Below are 24,322 nucleotides of genomic sequence, written 5' to 3'. Positions count from 1 at the left end.
GCCGACGTCACCCGATATCGCTGACGGGCGGCAGCGGCCGTCGGGCGCCGTGCCCCGCGGGCAGGGCCAGGTCCTCGCGTACGGCGGTGTAGTAACCCGTGCGCGCGGCGCGCTGCCGTTCCAGCAGCGCCCGCCAGGCCTCCGGATCGCGCGCCGCCCCGCGCAGGAAGCGCTCCATCTCCAGCACGGTCGCGAACCACGCCCGCGCCCGCTCCACCACCTCGCCGCTGCCCAGCATGAGCAGTGCCTCCCAGGCCGGGTCGCGGTCGAGGCCGGCTTCCGCCCGGGCGGCGGCGGCCTCCCGCGGGGCCAGCGGATGCGGGTGCGGGTCGATGCCGAGGTGGGCGGCGACCCGGTAGGCGAGCGTGACGGAGGCCTTCAGGGAACGCGCGTAGTCCGAGTAGACCGTGAGCCTGCGCTCCTCCCAGCGCACCGCCGACTCCTGGCGGAACCGGGCCCGGTCGCTGCGGACGACGGCGAGGTACGAACCGAGCGCGCCGACGACGACGCCGATCAGTGCGGGGAGCTGCTGCAGGAACGCGGACATGGCCGCACGGTATCTGCCCGGGTGATCGCCGCGGCAGTACGGTCGTGCCATGACGGACACCGGGCGCTTCACCGACCACACGGCACTCGTCACCGGCGCCGCCCGCGGGATCGGCGCGGCCACCGCGCGCCGGCTCGCGGCGGAGGGGGCCGCGGTGCTGCTGACCGACGTGGACCTGGACGCCGCGCGGCGGACGGCGGCGGACATCGCCGGTCCCGCGGGACGGGGCCCCGCGGTCGAGGCGTACGCCTGCGACGTGAGCGACCGGGCGTCCGTCGAGGCGGCCGTCGCCCACGCCGTGGGCACCTTCGGCGGCCTCGACGTCCTGGTCAACAACGCCTGTGCCTGCGCCCCCGACGCCCCGCTCTTCGAGGACGAGCCGGACGAGGTCTGGGCCCGGGACATCGACGTCACCCTCACCGGCGCCCACCGCTGCTGCCGGGCCGCGCTGCCCCACCTGGCGGCCTCCGGGCGCGGCGCGATCGTGAACATCGGCTCGGTCAACGGCGTCCAGGACTTCGGCAACCACGCCTACAGCGCGGCCAAGGCCGGGCTCGCCTCGCTGACCCGCACCCTCGCCGGCCACGCGGCCCCGCGCGGGGTCCGGGTCAACCTCGTGGCGCCGGGCACGGTGCGCACCACGGCCTGGGCGGGCCGGGACGAGGACCTGGCGGCGGTACGCGGCCTGTATCCCCTGGGCAGGGTGGGCGAGCCCGAGGACGTGGCGGCGGCCGTCGCCTTCCTCGCCTCGCGCGACGCCTCCTGGATCACCGGGACCACGCTGACCGTCGACGGCGGGCTGACCGCGGTCAACACGGGCTTCCGCCAGGCTCTGAAGGAGCCGGACCGCACGGACCGGGGCACGGGGCGCGGGGCCTGAGGCGCGGGCCGGGAGAGGCCGACGCGCGGGCGCCTCACCGTTGCGGCGCGTCCCCGAAGTCCGGTATCCGCAGCCTGGCCCCGCCCTGCCGTGCCGACTCGTGGGCGACGATGCCCGGCAGGGTGTAGCGGGCCGCGACCCAGGCGTTCACGGACGGCAGGGTCCGTGAGTTCACCGCGGTGACGAAGTCGTCCACCAGGAAGTGGTGGCTGCCCTCGTGCCCGTTGGGCAGCAGGTCGAACGCCCGGGGAAGCCGCGCCCGGTCGTGCACCGGCGCCGAGCCCGAGGTGAACGCGGCCCGCAACTCGGGCGCGACGTGCTGGAGCCGGGGGTCGTCGGGCGACGTGGCGGGCCTGGGTTCCAGCAGCTCGCTGATGTCCTCCACCCCCGTCTTGTCCTGCCACAGCGCCACCGTGGCCAGCTGTTCCATGCTCGCCTCGGTGCCGAAGAACCGGAAACGCGACTCCCGGATGTGCGAGGGGTAGCCGACCCGGCGGAACTCGTTCGTCCGGAACGACCCGCCGCCGGCCACCTCGAACAGGGCCGTCGCGTTGGAGACGTCGTTGTCGAACCGGCTGACCGACCGGTCGAAGACGCCGTCCCCGCGCTCGTCCACCACGCCGATCGCCGAGACGCTGACCGCGTGCGTCCGCCAGGCACCCAGCACCCCGCCCACCGCGTGCGTCGGGTACAGCAGCGGCGGATAGCTGGCCGTGGACTTCCAGTCCGCTCCGCCGCTGTAGCGGTACGCGTCGTAGAAGCCCAGGTCCATGTCGTGCACGTAGTCGCCCTCGGCGTGGAACAGCCGCCCGAAGGCGCCCTCCGCGATCTTGTTGCGGGCGTGGACGGTCGCCGGGTTGTACTGGCTGGTCTCACCCATCATGTAGGTCAGTCCGGTGGCCGCGACCGTGTCGATGATCTCCGCGATCTCGTCCGCGCCGATCGCCATCGGGACCGCGGAATAGACGTGCTTGCCCGCGCGGAGACCCTGGAGCACGAGCGGGCCGTGGGTCCAGCGCTGGGTGAAGACCGCCACGGCGTCGACCTCGGCGGCCGCCAGCATCGCCTCGTAGGCGGGGAACGTGCCGGTGAGGCCTTCGTCGGCGGCGAGCCGCTCGGCCCGCTCCGGCAGCAGGTCGGTGACGTACACGTCACGCACACCGGGATGCGCCCGGAACAGCCTGGCGAACTGGCCGGAGAACTGGCCGGCACCGACGATGCCGAGGGAGAAGGTCATGGAGGGCGTGCCCTTCACTGGTCGCGGTCACTGGTCGGGGTCACGGGTCGCGGTCATGGGTGGTGATTACGTGTGGTGGTCACGGACGGGATCACCGGCTGAGGTGATCCTCGCCCGGACCGCGGCCGGTGAATCCACCGTTCCGGCCTCCGTTCGAGCCGCGGCGGGCGTGAAGAGGGCGGCCGTGTGCGGCAGAACACACATGACGGAACGAACTCGCCGGTAGACCTTGACAGATGAGAGAATCGACGTGACCAGTAACACGGTCCGATATGTCCGTTTGGCTGGCGATTACTCACATCGTCTTCACGTTCGGCGCCGTATGCTTCACGGTATGTCCACCACTGTTGAACCCTCCTCCGAGCGATCGGCTGCCGAGGTCAACGAGGAGATCCGGGCCCTGTGGCTCCGGTCGGGCGGGACACTGAGCGTCGAGCAGCGCGCGGAGTACCAGCGGCTCGTCATGGAGTGGGCCAACGCGGCCCCGGAATCCATGGAGGCCGCCTGACCGGCGCCGCGGGCTTCCCGGCGCCTCGGAGTCCCCGGCCCGGCGGCCGCCCCCTGCGGGGCGGGCGCCCTTCTCGTACCGGCCCGGGTCAGCCCCACGTCGCCGAGTACTGCTGACGGTAGGCCTTGCGGTCGTGCTCGGCGCGGATCCACCGCGTGGCGACCAGGGCGACCAGACTGCCCGCCACGACCAGCAGGCCGGGCCCGACGTTGCGGCGGTCGGTGAGACGCGCGAGCAGGGTCCGCCCGTCCGCCCCCGGCACGGACGCCGCCGCCCCCGGTGCCGCGGCGCCCGGGGCGGCGGTGCCGGGGGCCGGCGACGAGGCCGCGGCGCCCTGCCCTGCGTCTTCCTGCCCGGCGACGATCAGCCGGACGCCGAGCGCCTCCATCGCCTCAGGCAGCGGCTGGAAGAACGTCGTACCGCCCTTGGCGCAGTCCCCGTCGCCGCCCGACGTCACACCGAGCGCGACGCCCTCGGAGAACATCGGCCCGCCGCTGTCGCCGGGTTCCGCGCACACGTCGGTCTCGATGAGCCCGGTGACCGTGCCCTCCGGGTAGTTGACCGTCGCGTCCAGGGCCGTCACCCGGCCGTCGCGCAGCCCGCTGGTGCTCCCGCTGCGGAACACCCGCTGGCCCACGGCCGGTTCACCCACCCCCGTGATCCGTACGCCCTTGCCGTCGCCCACCGCCACGACGTCGGCGCTGTCCCCGGCCTTGCCGCCGGCGTACTCCACGAGGGAGAAGTCGTCCCCGGGGAAGCTGCCGGACACGGTCTTGCCGACCTCCCGGTCGCCCTTGTCGTCGCCGAACCAGACGGACCCGGTGGGCCCGCAGTGTCCGGCGGTCAGAATGAAGTCGTCCGTGCCGTCGGTCACGTTGAAGCCCGCCGAACAGCGCCCCGCCGTGGACAGGATCGGCTGCGCCCCGTTCAGGCGCGTGGTGAACGTGCCCTGGACGCGCTCCATGCGGACGAAGCCGCCGATGCCCTCGGCGACACCCGTGAGCCGGGACCAGTCCGACCTGGAGACCGTGCTGTCCCCGCGCACCAGCACCTCGTTGGACCGGTAGTCGAGCGCCCACGCCGTCCCCGTCACCCGGGGTGCCGCGCGCAGGGCGGAGGCCGCCGACCGCAGTTCGGACATGCTGTGCCGCACCAGCTTCGCCGTGGCGCCGGCCCGCCGCACCGACCCGGCCGTCTCCTCGTCGGTGACCGCCACGACCGGCCGGCCGTCGTCGCCGACCCAGTGGCCCGCGGTGCGCTCGGAACCCAGCCGCTCCACGAGCCCGGCCCCGGCGCCGGACGCGCTCCGCGCCAGGGTGTGCGGCGCCGCGGGCGCGTCGGCGGGCTCGCTCGCCACCGCCCGGGTGACCATCGTCCCCCCGATCAGCAGTCCGCCGACGGCCGCCAGCCGTGCCGCTCGCCGGACGATGCGTCGTCGTGCGTGCCTCATGCGTGCGCTCCCGAAGCCGAACACGCGGTGCCGTCACCGCGGGGGCCTCCGGACGTCGGGCGCCCTCCTCCCATACGCGGCCCGGCCCGTGAGTGTTCACCGGCCCGTGCGCCGGAACGGCCAAGGGGGTGTCGTTTGGATCTGGTCGGTTCCAGGCAAGGGCGCCTTCCAGCCGACCTGAGCGGGGTCTGGTGCGTGCAGTTGCAAGGCGGAGGAGGGCGACAGGGCGGAGCCCTGGCAACCGACGACAACGCCGCAGATGCGCGTGCCAGACCCTGCGACCCCGACAAGATCCAAACGACACCCCCTAAACTCCCGGGCATGGACGACGATGCGTCACCGGCCCGGCTCGGTGCGGGCAAGTATCTGCTGGTCACCACCTACCGCAAGAACGGCACTCCCGTCGCCACCCCGGTGTGGGTCGTGCGGGACGGTGACGCCCTGGGTGTCTGGACGCCCGCCGGCTCCTGGAAGGTCAAGCGGGTGCGCAACCGCGCCGACGTCCTGGTCGGCCCCTGCGACGTGCGCGGCAGGCCGACCGGCGACCAGGTCCCGGGGCGGGCCGAGATCCTCGACCCGGCCGGCACGGCCCGCTACCGGCGGCTGCTCGCCCGCAAGTACGGCGTCGTCGGCCGACTCACCCTCCTCGGCAGCCGGCTGCGCCGCGGACTCGACGGCACCGTGGGCATCCGCATCACGCTCACGCCCGGACCGCCGGGGGAGTGACCGGCCCTCAGGTCCACGCCCGGTACGGCTCGTCCACCAGCTGGAAGACCGGCTCGCCCCGCACCGGGTCCTTGGCCGTGGACAGCCGCACCCGGTCGCCGCTGTGGATGCCGATGAGCGGGCCCGTCACCCGGCCCCGCAGCACGAAACCCTCGGTCATCTCTATGAGTGAGACATTGCGCGCGGCCGGGGTGTTGCGGTGCACCACCGAGGCGTGGCGCACCGTGCCCGTACCCGCGCTGCGCTCCGTGCGCAGGTCGCTGCCGCGGCAGACCGGACACAGCACCCGGTGGTACATCGCGGTGCTGCACCAGGTGCAGCGCTGGAAGTAGACCGCCTCGGCGTCCGGTGCCTCCGCGTCGAGCAGGCCCGTCGCGGCGCCGGCCGCCTGCCGGGCGACGTTTCCTGAGTGGTGGTACACGCTGGTCAACTCCCTGCGCTCGGGCCGGAATCCACGTGCGCGGTCAGCGGGCACGCGTGTGCCCGGCCGGTCGTGCCGCCGTGCACGCACCACAGCGTATGGCACGCAGTGTCACCCGTAAAGGCACTCCGTACCCTCAGTTGCTCGTTCCGTTGTCCGCCCGGCCGCCCGCTCGCCCACCCGTTCAGTCGCGCGCGAAGGCCGTCTCGATCTCCCGCACGACCTGCCACAGCGGTGTTCCGCGCCGCGCGGCCACGACCACCACGTCCTCGGGCGCCGCGCCCCGGGGCGGCACGGGCACGTCGCCGAAGACGGACTGCGCGTACCCCAGCGCGTGGTCGACCGCGGCGCCCGCGTCGTCCCGGCCCCGCGAACGGAGCCAGGAGCGCAGGGCGTTGTTGTGCGCCGCGACCACCGCGGCCGCGATCACGTCGGCGTGCAGGATGCCGTCCGGCCGGCCGCCCAGACGTGCGTGCAGGTACTCGGCGAGGGCGCGCTCGTAGCGCCACACCACCGACAACTCGTAGGCGCGCAGCCCCGGAACCTTCTTGGTGAGGTGGTACCGCTGCACCGAGAACTCCGGGTTCTCGGCGTACATGCGCAGGACGAGCCGGGCCGCGTCGCAGACCCGCCGCACGGGGTCGGCGTCCTCGGGTGCGGCGGCGAGGAAGGCCTTCATGTCGGCCAGGCAGCGTTCGTGGTCGGGGAAGACCACGTCCTCCTTGGACGGGAAGTAGCGGAAGAAGGACCGCCGTCCGACCCCGGCCAGGGCGACGATGTCGTCCACCGTCGTCTCCTCGTACCCCCGCTCGACGAACAGCCGGAACGCCGCGGCCACCAGCGCCTCCCGTATCGGCGGCCGGACCGCGGCCGCGTCCGTCCCGGCCCCGCGGCGGGGCTCCGCACTGCTGGTGCTCATGAGGGCGAACGTAGCAGCTCCCCGACAGCGTGGCACTGAGTGCAGCCCACGTAGGGAACTGAGTGCACTCGGCCTCCGGACCGCCCCGGCCGGAACGCGCCGGCCGGCGGAGGGGAGCACGGGACAGGCCCTAGCATGGCCGCCATGTCCGCCACAGCTGCCCCGGACGCCTTCCTGCACCGGCTCGACCCCGACATGTGCGTGGTGACGGCCGCGGCGGGCGGGGAGCGTGCCGGGTGCCTGGTGAGCTTCCACTCGCAGTGCTCCCTGAACCCCGTCCGGTACGTCGTGTGGCTCTCCGACGTCAACCGGACCTTCCGGGTGGCCCGGTCCGCCGAGGTCCTGGCGGTCCACCTGCTCGCCCGCGACCGGTACGGGACGGCCGAGCTGTTCGGCGGGGAGACCGGGGACGAGACCGACAAGTTCCGGCGGACCGGCTGGCGGGAGGGGTACGGCGGGGCCGCCGTGCTGGACGACGCCGCGGCCTGGTTCGTCGGACGGGTCCTGGAGCGGACCGCCGGGGGAGACCATGTCGGGTTCGTGCTGGAGCCGGTCGAGTGGGGTGAACGCGAGGTGGCCGGCGGAGCGCTGCTGCGGCTCGCCGACACCGGCGCGATCCGCCCGGGGCACCCGGTGGACTGACGCGCGCACCCGGGCGGCGCCCGGCTCAGCGGCCGGCGGCGCCCCGTTCGGCCAGCGCCTCGGCGACCGCCCGCACGCTGCGCGCGATGTGCTGCAACTGCCCGATCTCCGCCGCGTACAGCTTGATGGTGTGCTCGATGACCGACTCGTGCAGGCCGAGCCGCGGCAGGTCGGCCCGGGCGGTCTGCAGGGCGGTGCGGGCCACCCGGATCTCCTGCTGGACCTGGAGCTGCGCGTGCCTGGCGAGCAGCACCGGATGCCGGATCAGGGCCGGGTAGCCGGCGTAGCGGGCCGGTACCAGCTCGCGCAGCCACCTGGCCGCCGAGCGCTCCCAGTCGTAGCTGCCGGGCGTCTTGACCTGGCACGGCCAGTCCGGACTGGTGCGCGTCGTCGTCAGGGGCATGGTCATCGCTTCCGGTTCTGGTGCGGCATGAGCAGTATTTATATATGCCATCCGGTTTGCAAGGCGTATGGAAACATTCATGTCTGCTTAGGCGGGGACGCCTCCTACGAGACGCCACTCAGTCCCGCAGGAAGAACTGGTGCTCGTCCGCCACGTGCTCGTACTCCTCCAGCCGGGCCTGCGTCCGGCCGGGATCGGCGTCGGTCATGGCCTGGAGCAGCGCCGCGCACATCACGCCGGGCGCCGCGTAGGAGTCGAAGACCAGCCGCGACCCGGTGCCGGTCGCGAACGCGACGTCGGCCTCGTCCGCCAGGGGGCCCAGGGCAAGGTCGGTGATCAGCGCCACCTTGAGACCGGCACCCCGTGCCACCCGCACGGCGCCCAGCGTCTCGTGGGCGTGCCGGGGCATGGAGAACGCCAGTACCCAGGCCCCGCCCGCCTCCCTGGACTGGAGCAGCGCGTCGTAGGCGACGGTGCCGCCGCTGGTGACCAGGCGTACGTCGGGATGGATGCGGCGGGCGGCGTAGGCGAAGTACTCGGCGAGCGACACCGAGATGCGCAGCCCGAGGACGGTCAGCGGCGCCGAGGCGGCCAGCTCCCGGCCGGCCTCGATCACCCGGTCGGCGTCGGCGAAGTCGCGCCGCAGGTTCGCCAGGTTCTCGATCTCGGCGTCCACGGCCGCCTGCAGTTCGTTGCCCCGGTTCTCCTCCGCCGGCCCGCCCCGGCCGCCCAGCGCGACCGCCTGGAGCTGCTCCCGCAGCGCCGGGTAGCCGCTGAAACCGACCGCCGAGGCGAACCGCGTCACCGAGGGCTGACTCACCCCGACCCGGTCGGCGAGGTCGGTGATCGACAGGAAGGCCGCCTCGTGGAGGTGCTCGATGAGGTACTGCGCGATGCGCCGCTGCCCCGGGGAGAGCCGGGGCCGGTCGAACAGGGTCCGCAGCCGGGACGTGGGGGAGGCCTCCGTCGCCGGGGCCGCCCGTCCCGAGGTGATCGCCGATGCCTGGGCACGTGCCTGCTGTGGCGATGGCACGGGTGCGCCTCCCTTGTCTCCCACGGAGGTCAACATAGCTCACCCACCGTGGCCGGCCGGGCGGTACGACGGACCGGACCGGGCGTGGATAGCACCGCGCCGACCGGGAACCCGCCGCCACGAGAGCAAGCACGGGCGTACGAGCCCGCCGACCCGGACGAGGAGCCCGCCGACATGACCGTCCCGGAAGAGAACCGGCCGAAGACCGACACCACCGACGACGTTCTGGAGCAGCAGCAGGACGACGCGCCCCGCCCGCCCGGCGGCACCGGCCGCACCCTGCGCGAGGCCCTCGAGGAGGCGCACGTCCGCCCCGACGACTACGACGAGGAGTGACCGCGCCGCACCCCGGGCGCCGCGTTGCCGCAGGCCAGGCGTCCAGGCGTGTCGATCACGCGCTGCGGTGTCCCGCGCCCGGGTGCCCCGCGCCCCGGTCGTCCGGGTCGCCGCGGCCGTCGAGTACCTCCCCCGCGACCACCAGGTCCGCCCGGTGCCGCGTCGCCGCGACGACGCCGGCGTTGCGCCCGTCGGGGCCGTGAGCCCAGGCGTGCGCCTGCTCGGGCGACTTGCCGAACCGCTCGTGCCGGGCCACCAGCCGGCGCAGCCGCTCCGGCTCCGCCAGTTCGCAGAACCACACCTCGTCGAGCAGCGCCCGCACCCGCGGCCACGCGCCGTCCTCCAGCAGCAGGTAGTTGCCCTCCGTCACGACCAGCCGCGCCGACGGCGGCACCGCCACGGCCCCGGCCAGCGGCTGCTCCAGGACCCGCTCGAAGCCGGGGGCGTAGACCGTCTCCCCGTACGCCTCCTCGCGCAGCCGGCCCAGCAGGGCCGCGTACCCGGCGGAGTCGAAGGTGTCCGGCGCACCCTTGCGGTCCCGGCGGCCGAGCCGGTCCAGCTCCACGTCGGCCAGGTGGAAGCCGTCCATGGGCACGTGCGCCACCCACGGCTCGCCGCCGGCGTTCAGCTCGCGCACCAGGCGCTCGGCGAGCGTCGACTTGCCGGCGCCGGGACTGCCCGCGATGCCCAGGACCGCCCGCCGGACCCCGCGCCGTCCGCCGCCCTGACCGCCGCCGGCGGCCAGGGCGCGGGCACGGGCGAGCAGGTCGTCGAAGGAGGGGCGGGGAGAAGGGGGAGGCACACCGCACAGTGTGTCACCCGATGGGACGCGCCGAGTCGGGGAACCGTGGGGAGTATGAGCACGCAGCTGGGACTTCCCGACGACATCCAGGCCTGCCTCTTCGACCTCGACGGGGTCGTCACCAGGACGGCGGTGGTGCACGCCGCCGCCTGGAAGGAGACGTTCGACGCCTTCCTGCGCGAGCGGGACGGCGCGGACTTCCGCCCCTTCACCGACTCCGACTACGACGAGTACGTCGACGGCCGCCCACGCGCCGACGGCGTCCGCTCCTTCCTCGCCTCCCGCGGCGTCGAGCTGCCCGAGGGCGGTCCCGAGGACCCACCCGACGCGCAGACCGTCAACGGCGTCGGCAACCGCAAGAACGAACTGCTCCTGGAGAAGATCCGCACCGACGGCGTGGACCCCTACGACGGCACGCTGCGCTACATCGACGCGGTCCGCGCCGCCGGTCTCGCCACCGCGATCGTCTCCTCCAGCGCCAACACCCGCGACGTGCTGCGCTCCATCGACGCCGAGGGACTGTTCGACGTACGGATCGACGGCGTGGTGGCCCGCGAACGGGGGCTGCCGGGCAAACCGCGCCCCGACACCTTCCTCGCCGCCGCCCGCGACCTCGGCGTGGACGCCTCCCGCGCCGCGGTCTTCGAGGACGCGCTGGCCGGCATGGACGCGGGCCGCTCCGGGCACTTCGGCTACGTCGTCGGCGTCGACCGCGTCGGCCAGACCGACGCCCTCTACGCCCACGGCGCCGACCGCGTCGTCAAGGACCTCGCCGAACTCGGAGGACGCGCGTGATCACCAACCGGACCTACACCGTCGAGCCCTGGCGCGTGCGCGAGACGGCCCTCAACCTGGACCTCCTCGCCCAGAGCGAGTCCGTCTTCGCCCTGTCCAACGGCCACGTCGGCTGGCGCGGCAACCTCGACGAGGGCGAACCCCACGGACTGCCCGGCACCTACCTCAACGGCGTCTACGAACTCCACCCCCTGCCCTACGCCGAGGCGGGCTACGGCTACCCGGAGTCCGGCCAGACCGTCATCAACGTCACCAACGGCAAGCTGCTGCGGCTGCTCGTCGACGACGAGCCCTTCGACCTGCGCTACGGACGGCTCGTCAAGCACGAGCGCACCCTGGACCTCCGACGCGGCGTCCTGGAGCGGAGCTGCGAGTGGACCTCCCCGGCCGGCACCACCGTCCGGGTGCGCTCCACCCGCCTGGTCTCCCTCACCCAGCGCGCCATCGCCGCCGTGCAGTACGAGGTCGAGCCCGTCGACAGCCGCACCCGGGTGGTCATCCAGTCGGAACTCGTCTCCAACGAGAGCCTGCCCGACCCCGACGGCGACCCCCGGACGGCCAAGGCGCTGCAGTCCCCGCTGGAGCCGGAGGAGGACCTGGCGGCCGGCTCGCGGCTGCGCCTGGTCCACCGCACCCGGCGCAGCGGCCTGCGGGTCGCCGTGGCCGCGGACCACGAGATCGACGCGCCCGGGGAGATCACCACCAGCAGTGAGAGCAACGCGGACGTGTCCCGCCTGACCGTCACCTCCGTCCTGGACCCGGGACAGCGGCTGCGGGTGCAGAAGACGGTCGCCCACGGCTGGTCCGGCACCCGCTCCCGGCCCGCCATGAGCGACCAGGTCGAGGCGGCGCTGGCCGCCGCGGCCCACGGCGGCTGGGACGGCCTCGTGGCCGAACAGCGCGCCTACCTCGACGACTTCTGGGCCAGCGCCGACGTCGAGGTGCACGGCGACGAGGAGATCCAGCAGGCCGTCCGCTTCGCCCTTTTCCACGTGCTCCAGGCCGGGGCCCGCGCCGAGCAGCGGGCGATCCCGGCCAAGGGGCTGACGGGCTCGGGCTACGACGGACACGCCTTCTGGGACACCGAGATGTTCGTGCTGCCGGTGCTCACGTACACCGCGCCCAAGGCCGTCGCCGAGGCACTGCGCTGGCGCCTGGCCACCCTGCCCGCCGCCCGGGACCGCGCCACCCAGCTCGGCCTGCGCGGCGCCGCGTTCCCCTGGCGCACCATCGACGGCTCGGAGGGCTCGGCGTACTGGCCGGCCGGCACCGCCGCCTTCCACGTCGCCGCCGACATCGCGCACGCCGTGGTGCGCTACACGGCCGCCACCGGCGACACCGACTTCGAACGGGACACCGCGGTCGAGCTCCTGGTGGAGACCGCCCGGCTGTGGCGCTCCCTCGGCCACCACGACCACCACGGCGTCTTCCACATCGACGGCATCACCGGGCCCGACGAGTACAGCGCCGTGGTCGACGACAACACGTACACCAACCTCATGGCCCGCGCCAACCTCCTCGCCGCCGCCGACGTGTGCGAGCGCCACCCCGAGGAGGCCGCCCGGCTGGGCGTCGACGAGGAGGAGAGCGCCGCCTGGCGGGACGCCGCCGAGGCCGTGCACATCCCGTACAACGACGAGATCGGCGTCCACGAGCAGCACGCGGGCTTCACCCGGCACCAGCGCTGGGACTTCGCCGCCACCGGCGCCGACCAGTACCCGCTGATGCTGCACTTCCCCTACTTCGACATCTACCGCAAACAGGTGATCAAGCAGTCCGACCTGGTGCTGGCCATGTACACCTGCGGCAGCTGGTTCGACGCCCACTGCGACGACGAACAGACGGCCGCCAACTTCGCCTACTACGAGCCGCTGACCGTGCGGGACTCCTCGCTGTCCGCGTGCTGCCAGGCCGTCGTCGCCGCGCAGACCGGACATCTGCGCCTGGCCTACGACTACGCCGCCGAGGCCGCCCTGATGGACCTGGCCGACCTGGAGCACAACACCCGCGACGGGCTGCACATCGCCTCGCTGGCCGGTACGTGGATGGCGCTGGTCGCCGGGTTCGGCGGCACCCGGCGGGTCGGTGACAGCCTGAGCTTCACGCCCCGCCTGCCCGAGAAGTTCAGCCGCCTGGCCTTCCGGCTCCAGTTCCGCGGCCGGTGCCTGCGCGTGGAGATCGGCTCCGACAAGGCCACGTACACCCTGCTCAGCGGCGACCCTCTCACGATCCGGCACCACGGGAGCGAGGTGCACATGAACGGCGACGGCCCGGTCACCCTCGCCGTCCCCGCGTCCCGGCCCCGGCCGACCCCCGAACAGCCCCCGCACCGCCGCCCCAACGTCCGCTGACCCGGCCGGCCGGGTCACCCGGCCGGGGCCCTGCCCTGCGCGGCGGTGGTACGCGGGTTAACTTGACCCTGGTCGCTCCCGGCGCGGCCCGGCGGCTCCGGCCACGGGCCGCGGGGAGCGAGGACCGACCGGCCCCGCGCGCAGCGGGGGTGAGGGGTGCACGATGGCCGACGGCGCGGACGCCCTTCTCGCCGGCGGCCGAGGGGGTACGGCGACGGCGACGTCCGCCACCCCGGGGCGCCTGCGGGCCACCGGCCCGCTCGCGGCGGTGGCCGCCGGATTCGTCCTCGCCCAACTCCTCTTCGTACCGCTGTCGATGGGCCTCGGCTGGGACGAGACGGTCTACGTCAGCCAGGTCACCACCCACCACCCGGCCGCCTTCTTCAGCGCGCCCCGCGCCCGCGGCGTCTCCCTGCTGGTGGCGCCCGTCGCGTCCTGGTCGGCCTCCACGGAACTGCTGCGCCTCTACCTCGCCGTGCTGTCGGGACTCGGCCTGTACGTCGCTCTGCGCACCTGGCGGGACCTGCTGCCCACCCGGGTCCTGGCCACGGCCGGAGCCTTCTTCGCCACCTTGTGGGTGACCCTGTTCTACGGGCCGCAGGCGATGCCCAACTACTGGGTCGCGATCGGCGCCCTGACCTGCGTGGGCTGCTTCCTGAACGCTCTGCCGGGGCGCACCGGCAGGCGTGCCCTGTGGGGCGTGGCGGCCGGGGCCGCGCTGATGGCGCTGATGCGGCCCACCGACGCGGTCTGGGCGGCCCTGCCCCTGCTCGTCCTCGCCGCCGTGCGCCGCCACGGGCCGCTGCTGCTCGCCCTCGCGGGAGGTCTGGCGGCCGGGGGAGCGGAGTGGGTGATCGAGGCGTACGCCTGGTACGGCGGCCTCGGGGAACGGCTGTCCCGGGCCTCCGAGATCCAGGGCGGCCTCGGCCTGCACCTCGCCGTCGCCGACCAGATGCGCAGCCTCGGCGGACGGGGCCTGTGCCGTCCGTGCACCGGGCCGATGCCGGACCCGGTGGTCACCCTGTGGTGGCTCGCGCTCCCCGTCGCCGCGATCGTCGGCGCGGCCGTGGCGGTCCGGGCCCGGCGGGGCGCCGCGACGGTGCTCCCGTTCGCCTGCGCCGTGACGGCCGCGGTGCCGTACCTCTTCCTGATCGGCTACGCGGCGCCCCGCTTCCTGCTCCCCGCCTACGCCCTGCTGGCCGTCCCGGTCGCCGTGGCGCTGGGACGCCTGGCCGGTGCCGGACGTGGCCGGTGGCGGCCGGCCGTCGCGACGCTGGTCGCGCTCGTGCTGGCCGGACACCTGGCGGTCCAGTTCGCCGTTCTGGCGGGCACCGCCGGCCGCACCACCGACAGCCGCCGGGACTGGGCCCGCGTCGCCGCCGAGCTGCACCGGCTCGGTGTCCGCCCGCCCTGCCTGCTCACCGGGCACGAGTCCATCCCGATCGGCTACTACACCGGCTGCTCCTCGGGATCGACCGGCGGCAACAACGGGAACACCACCGCCGCCGAGATCGTGGCCACCGCGCGCCGCATCCCGGTCGCCGACGTCACCGGGCCGGGCGGCACCCCGCCGCGCTTCGCCCGCGACTGGAAGCCGTACCGCGTCACCGGCCTGGAGATCCGCGTCGCCCCCGCGGGTTAGAGATCGCGTATCGGGAAACGCGAAGCGGACAGGGGGACGAGAGAGCCAGAGCCGACGCGAGCGTGAGAGGGAGGCAGCGATGGGCACGGACCCGATGGCCGACGACGCCTACCAGCCAACCGGGACCAACGAGGAGCAGGAGGACGCCGCGCCCCTCGACCTCCAGGACGCCGTCGACGAGCGGACCTACGACGACACGCTCGACGAGGGCTACTCCCCGCCGGAGAAGCCCCTCGGCGTGACCAAGCACGGCACCACCGCCGCCGAGCAGCACGAGGGCGAGAGCCTCGACGAGCGCCTCGCCGAGGAGACCCCGGACGTCACGGCGCCCGACGGCGACGGTGTGGGCGACGAGCCCGACGGCGAGGGAGAGCCCGTCGACCCGGAGGCGGGCACCGCCCGTGCCGGGCGGCTGGTCGCCCCCGACGAGGGAGCCCACGCCGACACGACCAAGGAGACCGTCGCCGAGGACGTCGGCATCGACGGCGGAGCCGCCGGCGCCGAGGAGGCCGCCGTGCACGTCGTGGAGGACGAGACGGAACTCCCGGACTCCCGGGGCGAGTGACCCCGGGGGCGGCGAGCGGTGCACCGGCGGGCGCGAGCCCCGCAGCACGGCACCCGACCCAGCGAACCGGATCAGCGAGCTGGATCAGCGAACCAGATCAGCGAACCGGATCAGAGGAGCACTGATCATGTCGACGCCACAGCCCGACGCCCACCGGCCGTCCGACGCCCGCGCGGGGGACGACCGCGCCACCCCGGACGACCTGCTCCACTCCCGCACCGGCACGGAGGTGTCCGCGGAGGACCTCGTTCTGGCGGCCGGCCGGGACGTCACCCCCGAGAACCTCGACTGGGCCAGGCGCAAGCTGGCCGAGGAGGGGCCCGCGGCCATCGACAAGCTGCTGCCCTGACTCCGCACCCGGCCGGCCCCGGGCACGGGGGAGAGGGCGCGTCAGCCGTCCGCAGCCGGTGACGGAGCGAGGACGAGCATCGTGACGTCGTCCTGCACGTCCGGGCAGAACCGCACGAGGTCCGCCCAGACCCGGGCCGGGAGCGCGGCGGTCTCCTCGCCCGCGAAGGCGGCCAGCCGGTCGGCCAGCGGGTAGAACGCGCCGTCGCCGCCCCTGGCCTCGACCACCCCGTCGGACGCCAGGAAGAGCCGGTCACCCGGGCGCAGCGCCACCGAGCACGTCTCGATCCCGGCGGCGTCCGCCAGCCCGATGCCGAGCGGTGTCCACGGCGAGACCTCCACCTCGGCCGCCCTCCCCGCCCGCATCAGCACGGGCGGCGGGTTGCCGCACACGACGACCCGCACTTCCCGGGCGTCCGCAGAGAACTCCAGCAGCGCGGCCGTCGCGAACAACTCGGCGTGCCGGGCGTCCGCCGAGTCGACCAGCAGCCTGCGGTCCAGCCGCCCCGCCACCGCCGCGAGGTCCGGCAGGTCGAGCACCGCCTCCCGGAACGCCCCCAGCAACGAGGCCACCGTCGACACCGCCGACAGACCGTGGCCCTGCACGTCCCCGGTGACGACCCGTACGCCGAAGGGCCCGTTCCGGACGTCGAAGAAGTCGCCGCCGACCAGGGTCCCGCGCTGTGCCGCCCGGTAGAGACCGGCGCAGCGCACCGCTCCGACCCGCTCGGGCAGCGGGGGCACCACCGCCCGCTGCGCCGCCTCGGCGACCGTCCGCTCCAGTCCCAGCTGAGCGTCGCGGCGGCTGCGCACGAAGGACACGAAGACGCTGAGTACGGCGACGAAGACCAGGGTCAGCAGGTCGGCGTCGCCCGGCCGGTCGAGGCCGAAGACCGGCACCGTCAGCAGCGCGACGACGGCACCGCACAGCGCGGCCGTCGCCGGCGGGCCGTAGGACAGGACGGCCAGCGGCGGGATGGCGCCCAGCAGGAAGCCGATGTCGAGCCGGTCGTCGCTGACCAGCGTCGCCGCGCAGATCGACGCGGTGAGTGCCACGGGCAGCACCCGCACCCAGCGGGGCGGCGGGGCCCCCGTCAGCCAGCTCCGCCGGTCCTCGCCGAGTTGCAGCAGCGAGCCGGACACCATACGCACACGTCCACGCTCCTACGCCGCCCGGCACCCCGCACGCCGAACCGGTCGCGCGGGGTGCCGGGTGCGGGCGCGGACGCGGTCAGAAGGCGCCGAGCGTCAGCCGGAACCCGGTGGGCGCGGTGTCCTGGATGTAGGAGGCGAAGTCGGCCACGTCGTCGAAGGCGAAGCCGTACGCCCTGCCGTCCTCGGTGGCCGCGTGCACCGCCTTCGCGTAGTGGTTGGTCAGGTCGGTCCCGTAGAAGGCCGCGGGGTCGGTCGTGGGCTGCTCGGCCGTGGAGACCAGCGTGGAGCGGTTGAAGCCCGCGCCCAGGACCGCGGCGACGGGACCGGTGGTGCCGTCGTTGGGCGCGGCGAGGTTGCCGTCGCAGAACAGCACGTCCCGGGTGGACGGCTTGGCGAAGGAGACCTGGGCGGGTCCGTCGAAGGTCAGCCGGTCCCCGCGCACCCGGCCGGTGAAGGTGCCGGCGTTGGTGGTGATCCTCAGGTCCTTGCCGGTGTAGGTGCTCCACACCTCGTCGATGTACGGGGCCAGGTAGTCCTTGGGGAACAGCCCCGCGTCCAGCCCGTGCCCGGGCGCGATCACGCGGGTGTCGTCCACGACCAGCGGAGCGAACTCCTCGACCTTGCGCAGCGCCTCGAAGACGGCGGCCCGGCCGCCCGCGCGTATGGTGCCGGTCGTCTGGTCCTCGGAGCCCGTCAGGCGGATGCCCAGCGGCACGCTGAACATGTCGACCATGGTGGTGTTGCAGAACATGCCGGAGGAGTTGTACGTGAACTCCGCGCAGTCGTGCAGCACTCCGTAGTTGGGGTCCGACTCCACCCAGCCGGCCGGGTACTGCAGGGCCGCGTTGCCCGCGCCGTCCGCGACGACCTTGAACTTCAGCTTCTCGCCGAGGGACACGTAGATCCGGCCGGAGAGGTACGGCAGGTTCAGCTTGGTCTCGCCGCTGCCCCCGAGGGAGATGGCGTAGTCGGTGAAGCCGTCGGCACCGTTGTCGGAGAGCGCCACGGGGGCGACGGTGCCGTCGGGGGTGACCCGCACCTGCGTGCCGTCCTGGTTGCCCACGATGTAGACGTGGACGTCGGCGTTGCCGTAGGAACCGGTGCTGTTGACGATCGTCAGCGGCAGGGCACCGGCGGCCTTGGTCTCGGGGCCCGAGTCGTCCGAACCGACGCCCGCCAGGGCGTGCGGGGCGACGGCGGCGGCGACCGGGGCGGCCACCACCAGGCCGCCGAGGGCGACGAGGAGCTTGCGGCGGCCGAGCGGGCGCTGGTGACGAGCAGTCATGTGGGGAGTCTCCAGAGTGATCGGGGCATGACAGGGCAGAGCGGGACTCGGGCGGAAATCCTGAGAGCGCTCTCACGCCGTGCGGCGATGCTATGCGGCGGGGGTGGTCGGGCCAACCGCCGTCGGCCGCCGCCAAACCCGTTGTACCAGCTGGGACTTGGGGTCACGGGTGTTGCTCGGGGCACGCTTAACCGGTGTTTAAGGCGTGCTTAATCCGGGGCCGCGCGGGCGCCGGTCTGAAGGTGTCGGCAACTGGGTGACGGGACCGGGTGCCATGCTGGGCGCGCGGCGAACGGGCGGCGCGGACGCGGTGGAGGCGGTTGTGGGTTTCGAGGGCGAGGTCTGGCGCGTGGGCCGGGCACCGGGAGCACCGGGAGTACCGGGAGACACGGGAACGACGAGGGGCGGGGCGGAGAGAGCCGGGGAGGAGGAGCCCGGGGCGGCGTCGGGGGCCGGTGCGGAGTTCGGGGAGATCCGGATCGACGACGCCGACTTCCCCTGGCTCTCCGGCCGGTTCGAGGCCGGGCCCGCCTACGGTGACGTCCGGGACCTGTTCGCCCGCGAACTGGCCCTCGCGGAGCGGGACGACGCCGGTCACTGGGAAGAGTGGGAGGCGGTCTACGGGGAGATCGAGCGGCGCGTCCGGCTGGTCTCGCCGGACGGCCCGGTCGCCGGGTTCCTGCTGCACATCAGGGGCGACCGGGCGTGGTTCCGGTGGAGCGAAGAGCCCCTCGGGGGCGGGCGGGAGCCGGGCCCGGAGGGCTGACCGACGGCCGGCGGTCAGCGGTCAGGCGCGACCGGACGAGCGCAGCAGCCGCTCGGCCTCCGCGAGGATCTCGGTCACCCGCAGCCCGAACGCGGCGTCGCACGGATGCGGGCGCCCGCCGCCCGCGGCGGCCAGCAGCGCGTCCGCGGCCCGCCGCAGCGCGGGTACCGCCCCCTGCGCGGCGTCCGGGAGGAGCGTCACCCCGGACCGGCCCCGCAGTTCCACCGCCGTACCCGCCGCGGCCGGCGGCGCGGTCAGGCTGAGCGTGAGCGTGCTGGACGCCCCACCGGCGTGGTCGAGCACCAGATGAACCGTGTCCCCGGGGCCCGGCGCCGCCGCCGTCACGCGCAGGACGTCACCGAGGACCGGCAGGAGTACGGACAGGGCGTGCGGCCCCACGTCCCACAGGGCCCCCTTCTCGCGCCGCCACGGCGAGTCGGCGAACGGGCCGCCGTCACCGCCGAACACGGATCCCAGCCACTGGGCCCGCGCGGTGAACCAGCCGTCGGACGCGGCCTGTTCGGTGATCCACGCCTCGGTCTCCGGCTGGAACCGCGCGGTGAAGAAGACCACGGAGGCGACGCCCGCCGCCTCGGCCGCCCCGACCACCGCGCGTCCCTGGGCCGCGTTCGTCGCCAGCGGCTTGTCGAGGAGCAGATGGCATCCGGCCCGCGCCGCCCGCACCGCCGACTCGGCCTGCACACCCGGCGGCAGCGCGACGGCGACGGCCTCCACGTCGGCGAGCAGGGCGTCGACGTCGTCGTAGGCGCGGGTGCCGTGCCGCCGGGCCAGTGCCTCGGCGGCGTCGGGCCGGCGGCCCCACACCCCGACGAAGTCCAGGCCGTCGTGCCCGGCCAGGGCGGGGGCGTGTGCCATGTCCGCCCAGGGGCCGGTGCCGAGCAGTCCGATGCGCATGCCGCCGCCTCTCCACGGTGCCGGACCCGGCAGGACCGGCCGGCGTTCCTCGCGCCGGCGGCGGAGAGCCGTCCGGTCGACGCCGAGCGTGTCACACCGAGGGGGCGGCCGGGCAAGACCCGGGACCGCGGACGCCGGGCCGGGCCGAACACCGCGAGCCGCGCCCGCCCGCCGGCCGTGCCTCCCGCGCGTCCACCGCTCGGCACTGCGGCCGAGCACCGCCTGTCTCTCGGGGCGCGTCGCGCCCCCTGCTCCGCCCCTGCTCCGCCCCTGCTCCGCCCCTGATCCGCCCCTGCTCCGCCCCTGATCCGCCCCTGCTCCGCCCTTGCTCCGGCACCGCGTCGCGGCATTCCGGCGCGGCGGTTCCCCGCCCGGCGGCGAAACGGCCCGTGCAAGACCGGTGATTCTGCCGATGCCCGCGCCCCCGTCGCCGGTCGAGAGTGGCATCCCCGACCAGAGGCGGCGCCACCGGCGGATGTCCCGGCACGCGACCCCCGCGTGTTCCGGGCCGTGTGCGACCACCGGCCCGGCCGCTCGCCACGACAGAGAGGAACCCCCCTCGTGCAGCGAAATCCCCGCACCCGCACCCGCGCCACTGGGCGCCGGTTCGCCGGTGTGACGGCGGCCGTGGCCGCGGTCCTCGCGCTCAGTACCCTCACCGGCCCCGGCGCCCAGGCCGCCGACAACCCGTACGAGCGGGGCCCGGCCCCCACCGAGTCCAGCATCGAGGCGTCGCGCGGCTCCTACTCCGTCGCGGACACCAGAGTCTCCTCGCTCGCGGTCACCGGCTTCGGCGGCGGCACGATCTACTACCCGACCAGCACCGCCGACGGCACCTTCGGCGCGGTGGTGATCTCACCGGGCTACACCGCGTACCAGTCGTCCATCGCCTGGCTCGGTCCGCGGCTGGCCTCGCAGGGCTTCGTCGTGTTCACCATCGACACCAACACCACGCTGGACCAGCCCGACTCCCGCGGCCGTCAGCTCCTGGCCGCGCTCGACTACCTCACCGGGCGCAGCTCCGTCCGCGAACGGATCGACAGCAGCCGGCTCGGCGTCATGGGCCACTCCATGGGCGGCGGCGGCACCCTCGAAGCCGCCAAGTCCCGGCCCTCGCTCCAGGCGGCCATTCCCCTCACCCCGTGGAACCTGGACAAGACCTGGCCGGAGGTCAGCACACCGACCCTGGTCGTGGGAGCCGACGGAGACACGATCGCCCCGGTCGCCTCCCACGCCGAGCCGTTCTACTCCAGCCTGCCGTCCGCGACGGACCGGGCCTACCTGGAGCTGAACAACGCGACCCACTTCTCGCCCAACACGTCGAACACGACGATCGCGAAGTACAGCATTTCCTGGCTCAAGCGCTTCATCGACAACGACACCCGCTACGAGCAGTTCCTGTGCCCGCTGCCCCGGCCCAGCCTGACCATCGAGGAGTACCGGGGCAACTGCCCGCACGGTTCCTGAGCCTCCCACGGCACCTTTGGCGGCGGTCGCGAGCGCTTGCGGCCGTCGCCGTTCCGCTGTGCCGCCGCACGCCCGCGGCCCGCCCCGGTTGGGCGCCGGCACAGTGCGGGGGCCGCTCTTCCGGCGCGACACCGCAGGTGACAGGGGCGAGGGGACGTCCGCCCCGCCCGGACGGATGGCTTCCGCCGCAGTTTACGCGCGGGTAACCTCCCGGGAATGACCGGAGAGACGACCGTTTCCACGGCCGCGCGGATCCACGGCCGGAGCGCGCAACGCCGGGTACTGCGCGCCTTGCTGGACCAACTCCCCACCCGTGGAAGCCCGCTCCTCGTGACCGGGGAACCCGGACTCGGCAGGACCGCACTCCTCACCTGGGCCGCCGGCTCCTTCCGGACCGGTCCCGTGTTCCGTCCCGCACCGGGCCGGGAGTCGGACGGCGCCGGGCCCTCCGCCGGTGAACTCCTCGCCGTCCTGCGGGCGGCGGCGCGTCAGGCGCCGGCGCTCGTCTGCGTGGACGACGCGCACCTCCTGGACACCGCCGCCCGGGCCGCGCTCGGGCACGCAGCTGAGTGCCTGCCGGCCGCCGACCGCGTCGGCCTGCTCGTCTCCGTCGCCGGCCACCGCGCCGTCGACCCGGACTTCGCCCACCTGCCCACCCTCCGCCTGGATCCGCTCACACCTCCACAGGCCGCCGCCCTTCTCGACGACGCGACCGACGGCGCCGCGGACCCCGCCGTCCGCGAGCGGCTCGTGGCCGAGGCGGAGGGCAACCCGGCCCTGCTCCTCGCCCTCGTCCGCCGGCTGTCACCCGCCGAACTGCGCGGTCGCCTGCCCCTGCCCGCCCCGTTGGCCGACGCGGCGACACTCGCCGCGGTGGCGGGCGGCGCACACACCGGCCGGTCGGCCGCCGCGGGAGACCTGCTGCTGACGGTGGCGGCCGCCGTACGGGCCTCGGACGGGCCGGACGTCGACGCGGGCCTCGTCCTGGACGCCGTACGGCGGCTGCGGACGCCGTCCGAAGTGGCGGAGCGCCCAGAACCGCCGCCCGAGCAGCCCGAGCAGCCCGAGCAGCCCGAGCCGCCCGAGTCGGCCGCGGTGCCCGGCCGTCGGGAAGCGCTGCCCGAGCAACTCGCCCAAGGAGGCGACCGGCTGCGCTTCCACAGCGCGCTGGTCCGCCGTACGGTGCACGCCACCGCCGCACCGGAGCGGCGCCGTGCCGTCCATCGCGCGCTGGCCGAGGCGCTGGAGAACGGCGGTCGGCGGCTGCCCGGTCTGCTGCACCGCTCGTGGTCCCTGGCCGGTCCGGCGCCGGCGCCGTCCCTCGCGGACCGGCTGGCGTCGGCGGCCGGTGACGGCGCGGTGCCCGCCCCGTACGCACTGCGGGCGACGGCGTACGCGCGGGCCGCCGATCTGACGGCCGACGGGGCGACGCGGGCGGAGCGGTACACGGCGGCGGCCGAGCAGTACCTGCTCGCGGGCCGGCCCGACCGGGCCCGGCCGCTGCTCGCCGCGGCCCGTGCCCGCGCCGCCCCCGCCGCCGTACGCGGACGGGCCGAACTGGTACGCGGTCTGACCGAACTGCGGGACGGTCCGGTCGGCGACGCCCACCAGTCGCTGCTGCTGGCCGCGTCCCTGCTCGCCGGGGACGCCCCCGCCGACGCCGCGACCGCCGCGCTCGCCGCCGCCGACGCGGCCTGGGCGGCGGGCGACCTGGAGGGATGCCTGGCGACGCTCGCGCCCGGATCGCCGCGGGCCGGGGAGCCGGCGGTCCGTCCGCACACCGGGGCCGAGCCGCCCGGCAAGCACCCGACCATGGTCGTGCGCGACCACGGAGCCGGTATGCGCGCACTGCTCCAGGGACGGCTCGACCGCGCCGCCGCTCCACTCGGGCAGGTGGTGGAGCGGGGCGGGACCGACCACCGGCCCGAGGCGCTGCTGCGTTCCGCGGCCGCCGCGCTGCTGCTCGGGAACGTGGACGCCGCCCGCCGGGCCGGGGCCCGGGCGCTGGCCGCCGCCCGGCAGCTCGGCTCGGAGACGCTGGTGCCGCAGGCTCTGGAGTACCTCGCCTACGCCGAACTGCGCGCCGGCCGGCACCCGCAGGCGCGTGCCCATGCGGAAGAGGGGCTGCGCGTCGCGCTGCGGACCGGGCAGCGCAACACGGCGGCCCACCACAGGGCCGTACTGGCCCTCGCCGCCTCGATCGAGGAGGACCCGGACACCGTCGCCCGGCACGTCACGGCCGCTCTGTCCACGGCCCGGCGGCACGGTCTGGCCCAGGCGGCGACCCTCGCCCAGTGGGCGGAGGCCCGGGCCGACCTCGGCCGGGGGCGTCCCTTCGAAGCCGCCGACCGGCTCGGACTCCTGGTGCTGCCCGGGCCCGGACGCGGGCACTTCGCGGTGTGGCGGCTCGCGGTGCCCTGCTTCGTCGAGGCCGCGGTCCTCGCCGGCCGCCACGAGGACGCCGCCGGCGTCCTCACGGACTTCGCCGACTGGGCCGCCTTCGGCGCCGACCGGCAGGCCGCCGCCCAACTGGCCCGCTGCCGTGCCCTCCTGGCGCCGCCGGAGGGAGCTGACGGCCTCTACCGGCGTGCCCTGGACCGGCACGACGAGGCGGGCGGCGACTTCGAACGCGCCCGTACCGAACTGCTGTACGGCAAGTGGCTGCGCCGCCGCCGCAGACCCCGCGAGGCCCGCGACCGTCTCGGCACCGCGCTGGCCGGCTTCGAGCGCAGCGGGGCCGGTGTCTGGGCGGCGCAGGCCCGCGACGAACTCCGCGCCCTGGGGGCGGCCCCGCACGGGAGGGGCTCCGGGGCGCTGACCCGTCTCACCCCGCAGCAACTGCGCATCGCGCGGCACGTCGCCGAGGGAGCCACCAACCGCGAGGTCGCCCTGACCCTGGCGGTGAGCACCCGCACGGTCGACTACCACCTGCGCAGGGTCTTCGCCGCCCTCGGCGTCCGGTCCCGCCTGGAGCTGGCCCGTGTGGTCGGGCAGGCGGAACGGGCCGGACCCGCAGAGAAGACCGGTGCACGACCCTAGGGACCGACCGGACGGTATGCCATCCTTCGGGGCAGGACGAGTCAGGGGGCAGGACCGTCGCGGGCGGGACAGCCCGCCGAGGACCGCCTC

General features: G+C 74.8%; 24 protein-coding genes. 13 read left to right on the top strand and 11 right to left on the bottom strand.

What is annotated here, in order from left to right; all coding sequences use genetic code 11:
• Positions 1 to 7: 7 nt before the first annotated feature.
• Entirely contained in the window at positions 8 to 547 is a 540-nt protein-coding gene (locus tag IG94_RS0105470; RefSeq protein ID WP_031031848.1) for a hypothetical protein, read from the bottom strand.
• Positions 548 to 596: 49 nt separating this feature from the next.
• Between IG94_RS0105470 and IG94_RS0105465 the strand changes: the two genes are divergently transcribed.
• A complete protein-coding gene (locus IG94_RS0105465; RefSeq protein WP_031031846.1) occupies positions 597 to 1,427 on the top strand; it encodes an SDR family NAD(P)-dependent oxidoreductase in 831 nt (276 codons plus the stop codon).
• 34 nt (positions 1,428 to 1,461) lie between these two features.
• On the opposite strand, the gene IG94_RS0105460 is transcribed toward IG94_RS0105465, so the two are convergent.
• Entirely contained in the window at positions 1,462 to 2,664 is a 1,203-nt protein-coding gene (locus IG94_RS0105460) for a Gfo/Idh/MocA family protein (RefSeq protein ID WP_031031841.1), read from the bottom strand.
• Between the two features lie 322 nt (positions 2,665 to 2,986).
• On the opposite strand from IG94_RS0105460, the gene IG94_RS0105455 reads away from it, so the two are divergent.
• Positions 2,987 to 3,172 carry a hypothetical protein gene (locus IG94_RS0105455; protein WP_031031839.1) on the top strand — a complete coding sequence of 62 codons (186 nt, stop codon included), beginning with the start codon at positions 2,987 to 2,989 and terminating at the stop codon, positions 3,170 to 3,172.
• Positions 3,173 to 3,260: 88 nt separating this feature from the next.
• Here the strand turns inward: IG94_RS0105455 and IG94_RS0105450 are convergent, their stop codons facing one another.
• Complete coding sequence (locus IG94_RS0105450; RefSeq protein WP_031031837.1) at positions 3,261 to 4,622, bottom strand: S1 family peptidase; 1,362 nt, start codon at positions 4,620 to 4,622, stop codon at positions 3,261 to 3,263.
• A 321-nt stretch (positions 4,623 to 4,943) separates the two neighbouring features.
• Between IG94_RS0105450 and IG94_RS0105445 the strand changes: the two genes are divergently transcribed.
• Positions 4,944 to 5,348 carry a PPOX class F420-dependent oxidoreductase gene (locus IG94_RS0105445; protein ID WP_031031834.1) on the top strand — a complete coding sequence of 135 codons (405 nt, stop codon included), beginning with the start codon at positions 4,944 to 4,946 and terminating at the stop codon, positions 5,346 to 5,348.
• A 7-nt stretch (positions 5,349 to 5,355) separates the two neighbouring features.
• Here IG94_RS0105445 and IG94_RS0105440 read toward each other — a convergent pair whose 3' ends face one another.
• Complete coding sequence (locus IG94_RS0105440) at positions 5,356 to 5,769, bottom strand: Zn-ribbon domain-containing OB-fold protein (protein WP_031031832.1); 414 nt, start codon at positions 5,767 to 5,769, stop codon at positions 5,356 to 5,358.
• 184 nt (positions 5,770 to 5,953) lie between these two features.
• Positions 5,954 to 6,688, bottom strand: coding sequence for a TetR family transcriptional regulator (locus tag IG94_RS0105435; protein ID WP_031031830.1), 735 nt, complete (start codon positions 6,686 to 6,688; stop codon positions 5,954 to 5,956).
• A gap of 144 nt (positions 6,689 to 6,832) precedes the next feature.
• Between IG94_RS0105435 and IG94_RS0105430 the strand changes: the two genes are divergently transcribed.
• Positions 6,833 to 7,330: a flavin reductase family protein gene (locus IG94_RS0105430; RefSeq protein WP_107060445.1), complete on the top strand. Its 498-nt coding sequence runs from the start codon at positions 6,833 to 6,835 to the stop codon at positions 7,328 to 7,330.
• 25 nt (positions 7,331 to 7,355) lie between these two features.
• Here the strand turns inward: IG94_RS0105430 and IG94_RS0105425 are convergent, their stop codons facing one another.
• Both IG94_RS0105425 and IG94_RS0105420 read right to left on the bottom strand, forming a co-directional pair.
• Complete coding sequence (locus IG94_RS0105425) at positions 7,356 to 7,739, bottom strand: hypothetical protein (RefSeq protein ID WP_031031826.1); 384 nt, start codon at positions 7,737 to 7,739, stop codon at positions 7,356 to 7,358.
• Between the two features lie 112 nt (positions 7,740 to 7,851).
• Positions 7,852 to 8,766 carry a MurR/RpiR family transcriptional regulator gene (locus IG94_RS0105420; RefSeq protein ID WP_031031823.1) on the bottom strand — a complete coding sequence of 305 codons (915 nt, stop codon included), beginning with the start codon at positions 8,764 to 8,766 and terminating at the stop codon, positions 7,852 to 7,854.
• A gap of 174 nt (positions 8,767 to 8,940) precedes the next feature.
• Here IG94_RS0105420 and IG94_RS42810 point away from each other — a divergent pair, with 174 nt between their 5' ends.
• Entirely contained in the window at positions 8,941 to 9,102 is a 162-nt protein-coding gene (locus tag IG94_RS42810) for a hypothetical protein (RefSeq protein WP_166625600.1), read from the top strand.
• A 55-nt stretch (positions 9,103 to 9,157) separates the two neighbouring features.
• Here the strand turns inward: IG94_RS42810 and IG94_RS0105410 are convergent, their stop codons facing one another.
• On the bottom strand, positions 9,158 to 9,913 hold the full coding sequence (locus tag IG94_RS0105410) for a nucleoside/nucleotide kinase family protein (protein WP_372459476.1): 756 nt from the start codon (positions 9,911 to 9,913) through the stop codon (positions 9,158 to 9,160).
• Between the two features lie 45 nt (positions 9,914 to 9,958).
• Between IG94_RS0105410 and IG94_RS0105405 the strand changes: the two genes are divergently transcribed.
• The 5 genes from IG94_RS0105405 to IG94_RS0105385 all read left to right on the top strand — a co-directional run bounded on the left by IG94_RS0105405 (position 9,959) and on the right by IG94_RS0105385 (position 15,606).
• Positions 9,959 to 10,699 carry a beta-phosphoglucomutase family hydrolase gene (locus IG94_RS0105405; RefSeq protein ID WP_031031820.1) on the top strand — a complete coding sequence of 247 codons (741 nt, stop codon included), beginning with the start codon at positions 9,959 to 9,961 and terminating at the stop codon, positions 10,697 to 10,699.
• Complete coding sequence (locus tag IG94_RS0105400) at positions 10,696 to 13,050, top strand: glycoside hydrolase family 65 protein (RefSeq protein ID WP_031031819.1); 2,355 nt, start codon at positions 10,696 to 10,698, stop codon at positions 13,048 to 13,050. The genes IG94_RS0105405 and IG94_RS0105400 overlap by 4 nt, the downstream gene beginning before the upstream one ends.
• 163 nt (positions 13,051 to 13,213) lie before the next feature.
• Positions 13,214 to 14,692, top strand: coding sequence for a hypothetical protein (locus IG94_RS0105395; RefSeq protein ID WP_031031817.1), 1,479 nt, complete (start codon positions 13,214 to 13,216; stop codon positions 14,690 to 14,692).
• A gap of 79 nt (positions 14,693 to 14,771) precedes the next feature.
• A complete protein-coding gene (locus IG94_RS0105390; protein WP_031031814.1) occupies positions 14,772 to 15,257 on the top strand; it encodes a DUF5709 domain-containing protein in 486 nt (161 codons plus the stop codon).
• A 127-nt stretch (positions 15,258 to 15,384) separates the two neighbouring features.
• The gene (locus tag IG94_RS0105385; RefSeq protein WP_031031811.1) at positions 15,385 to 15,606 is read left to right on the top strand and encodes a hypothetical protein; all 222 of its coding nucleotides are present in this window, start codon (positions 15,385 to 15,387) and stop codon (positions 15,604 to 15,606) included.
• Between the two features lie 41 nt (positions 15,607 to 15,647).
• Here IG94_RS0105385 and IG94_RS0105380 read toward each other — a convergent pair whose 3' ends face one another.
• A complete protein-coding gene (locus IG94_RS0105380) occupies positions 15,648 to 16,751 on the bottom strand; it encodes a PP2C family protein-serine/threonine phosphatase (protein ID WP_107060438.1) in 1,104 nt (367 codons plus the stop codon).
• Positions 16,752 to 16,836: 85 nt separating this feature from the next.
• Positions 16,837 to 18,045, bottom strand: coding sequence for a glycoside hydrolase family 64 protein (locus IG94_RS0105375; protein WP_031031806.1), 1,209 nt, complete (start codon positions 18,043 to 18,045; stop codon positions 16,837 to 16,839).
• 322 nt (positions 18,046 to 18,367) lie between these two features.
• Here IG94_RS0105375 and IG94_RS0105370 point away from each other — a divergent pair, with 322 nt between their 5' ends.
• The gene (locus tag IG94_RS0105370; protein WP_078892172.1) at positions 18,368 to 18,811 is read left to right on the top strand and encodes a hypothetical protein; all 444 of its coding nucleotides are present in this window, start codon (positions 18,368 to 18,370) and stop codon (positions 18,809 to 18,811) included.
• A 21-nt stretch (positions 18,812 to 18,832) separates the two neighbouring features.
• Here IG94_RS0105370 and IG94_RS0105365 read toward each other — a convergent pair whose 3' ends face one another.
• Positions 18,833 to 19,726, bottom strand: a complete 894-nt coding sequence (locus IG94_RS0105365) for a Gfo/Idh/MocA family protein (protein ID WP_031031801.1) — start codon at positions 19,724 to 19,726, stop codon at positions 18,833 to 18,835.
• 561 nt (positions 19,727 to 20,287) lie between these two features.
• Here IG94_RS0105365 and bdeA point away from each other — a divergent pair.
• Entirely contained in the window at positions 20,288 to 21,193 is a 906-nt protein-coding gene (gene bdeA / locus IG94_RS0105360) for a bis(hydroxyethyl) terephthalate hydrolase (RefSeq protein ID WP_031031799.1), read from the top strand.
• Positions 21,194 to 21,409: 216 nt separating this feature from the next.
• Positions 21,410 to 24,232 carry a helix-turn-helix transcriptional regulator gene (locus IG94_RS0105355; protein WP_031031797.1) on the top strand — a complete coding sequence of 941 codons (2,823 nt, stop codon included), beginning with the start codon at positions 21,410 to 21,412 and terminating at the stop codon, positions 24,230 to 24,232.
• Positions 24,233 to 24,322 lie beyond the last annotated feature (90 nt).

It is taken from the genome of Streptomyces olivaceus (genome assembly GCF_000721235.1).
GTDB classification, from domain to species: Bacteria; Actinomycetota; Actinomycetes; order Streptomycetales; family Streptomycetaceae; genus Streptomyces; species Streptomyces olivaceus.
This window is presented reverse-complemented; position numbering and strand designations above follow the sequence as displayed.

Bases quoted from the DNA above. Each gene is read 5' to 3' on its own strand.
- IG94_RS0105470 (WP_031031848.1), bottom strand. From the start codon at position 547: ATGTCCGCGTTCCTGCAGCAGCTCCCCGCACTGATCGGCGTCGTCGTC.
- IG94_RS0105465 (WP_031031846.1), top strand. From the start codon at position 597: ATGACGGACACCGGGCGCTTCACCGACCACACGGCACTCGTCACCGGC.
- IG94_RS0105460 (WP_031031841.1), bottom strand. From the start codon at position 2,664: ATGACCTTCTCCCTCGGCATCGTCGGTGCCGGCCAGTTCTCCGGCCAG.
- IG94_RS0105455 (WP_031031839.1), top strand. From the start codon at position 2,987: ATGCTTCACGGTATGTCCACCACTGTTGAACCCTCCTCCGAGCGATCG.
- IG94_RS0105450 (WP_031031837.1), bottom strand. From the start codon at position 4,622: ATGAGGCACGCACGACGACGCATCGTCCGGCGAGCGGCACGGCTGGCG.
- IG94_RS0105445 (WP_031031834.1), top strand. From the start codon at position 4,944: ATGGACGACGATGCGTCACCGGCCCGGCTCGGTGCGGGCAAGTATCTG.
- IG94_RS0105435 (WP_031031830.1), bottom strand. From the start codon at position 6,688: ATGAGCACCAGCAGTGCGGAGCCCCGCCGCGGGGCCGGGACGGACGCG.
- IG94_RS0105430 (WP_107060445.1), top strand. From the start codon at position 6,833: ATGTCCGCCACAGCTGCCCCGGACGCCTTCCTGCACCGGCTCGACCCC.
- IG94_RS0105425 (WP_031031826.1), bottom strand. From the start codon at position 7,739: ATGACCATGCCCCTGACGACGACGCGCACCAGTCCGGACTGGCCGTGC.
- IG94_RS42810 (WP_166625600.1), top strand. From the start codon at position 8,941: ATGACCGTCCCGGAAGAGAACCGGCCGAAGACCGACACCACCGACGAC.
- IG94_RS0105405 (WP_031031820.1), top strand. From the start codon at position 9,959: ATGAGCACGCAGCTGGGACTTCCCGACGACATCCAGGCCTGCCTCTTC.
- IG94_RS0105395 (WP_031031817.1), top strand. From the start codon at position 13,214: ATGGCCGACGGCGCGGACGCCCTTCTCGCCGGCGGCCGAGGGGGTACG.
- IG94_RS0105390 (WP_031031814.1), top strand. From the start codon at position 14,772: ATGGGCACGGACCCGATGGCCGACGACGCCTACCAGCCAACCGGGACC.
- IG94_RS0105385 (WP_031031811.1), top strand. From the start codon at position 15,385: ATGTCGACGCCACAGCCCGACGCCCACCGGCCGTCCGACGCCCGCGCG.
- IG94_RS0105380 (WP_107060438.1), bottom strand. From the start codon at position 16,751: ATGGTGTCCGGCTCGCTGCTGCAACTCGGCGAGGACCGGCGGAGCTGG.
- IG94_RS0105375 (WP_031031806.1), bottom strand. From the start codon at position 18,045: ATGACTGCTCGTCACCAGCGCCCGCTCGGCCGCCGCAAGCTCCTCGTC.
- IG94_RS0105365 (WP_031031801.1), bottom strand. From the start codon at position 19,726: ATGCGCATCGGACTGCTCGGCACCGGCCCCTGGGCGGACATGGCACAC.
- IG94_RS0105355 (WP_031031797.1), top strand. From the start codon at position 21,410: ATGACCGGAGAGACGACCGTTTCCACGGCCGCGCGGATCCACGGCCGG.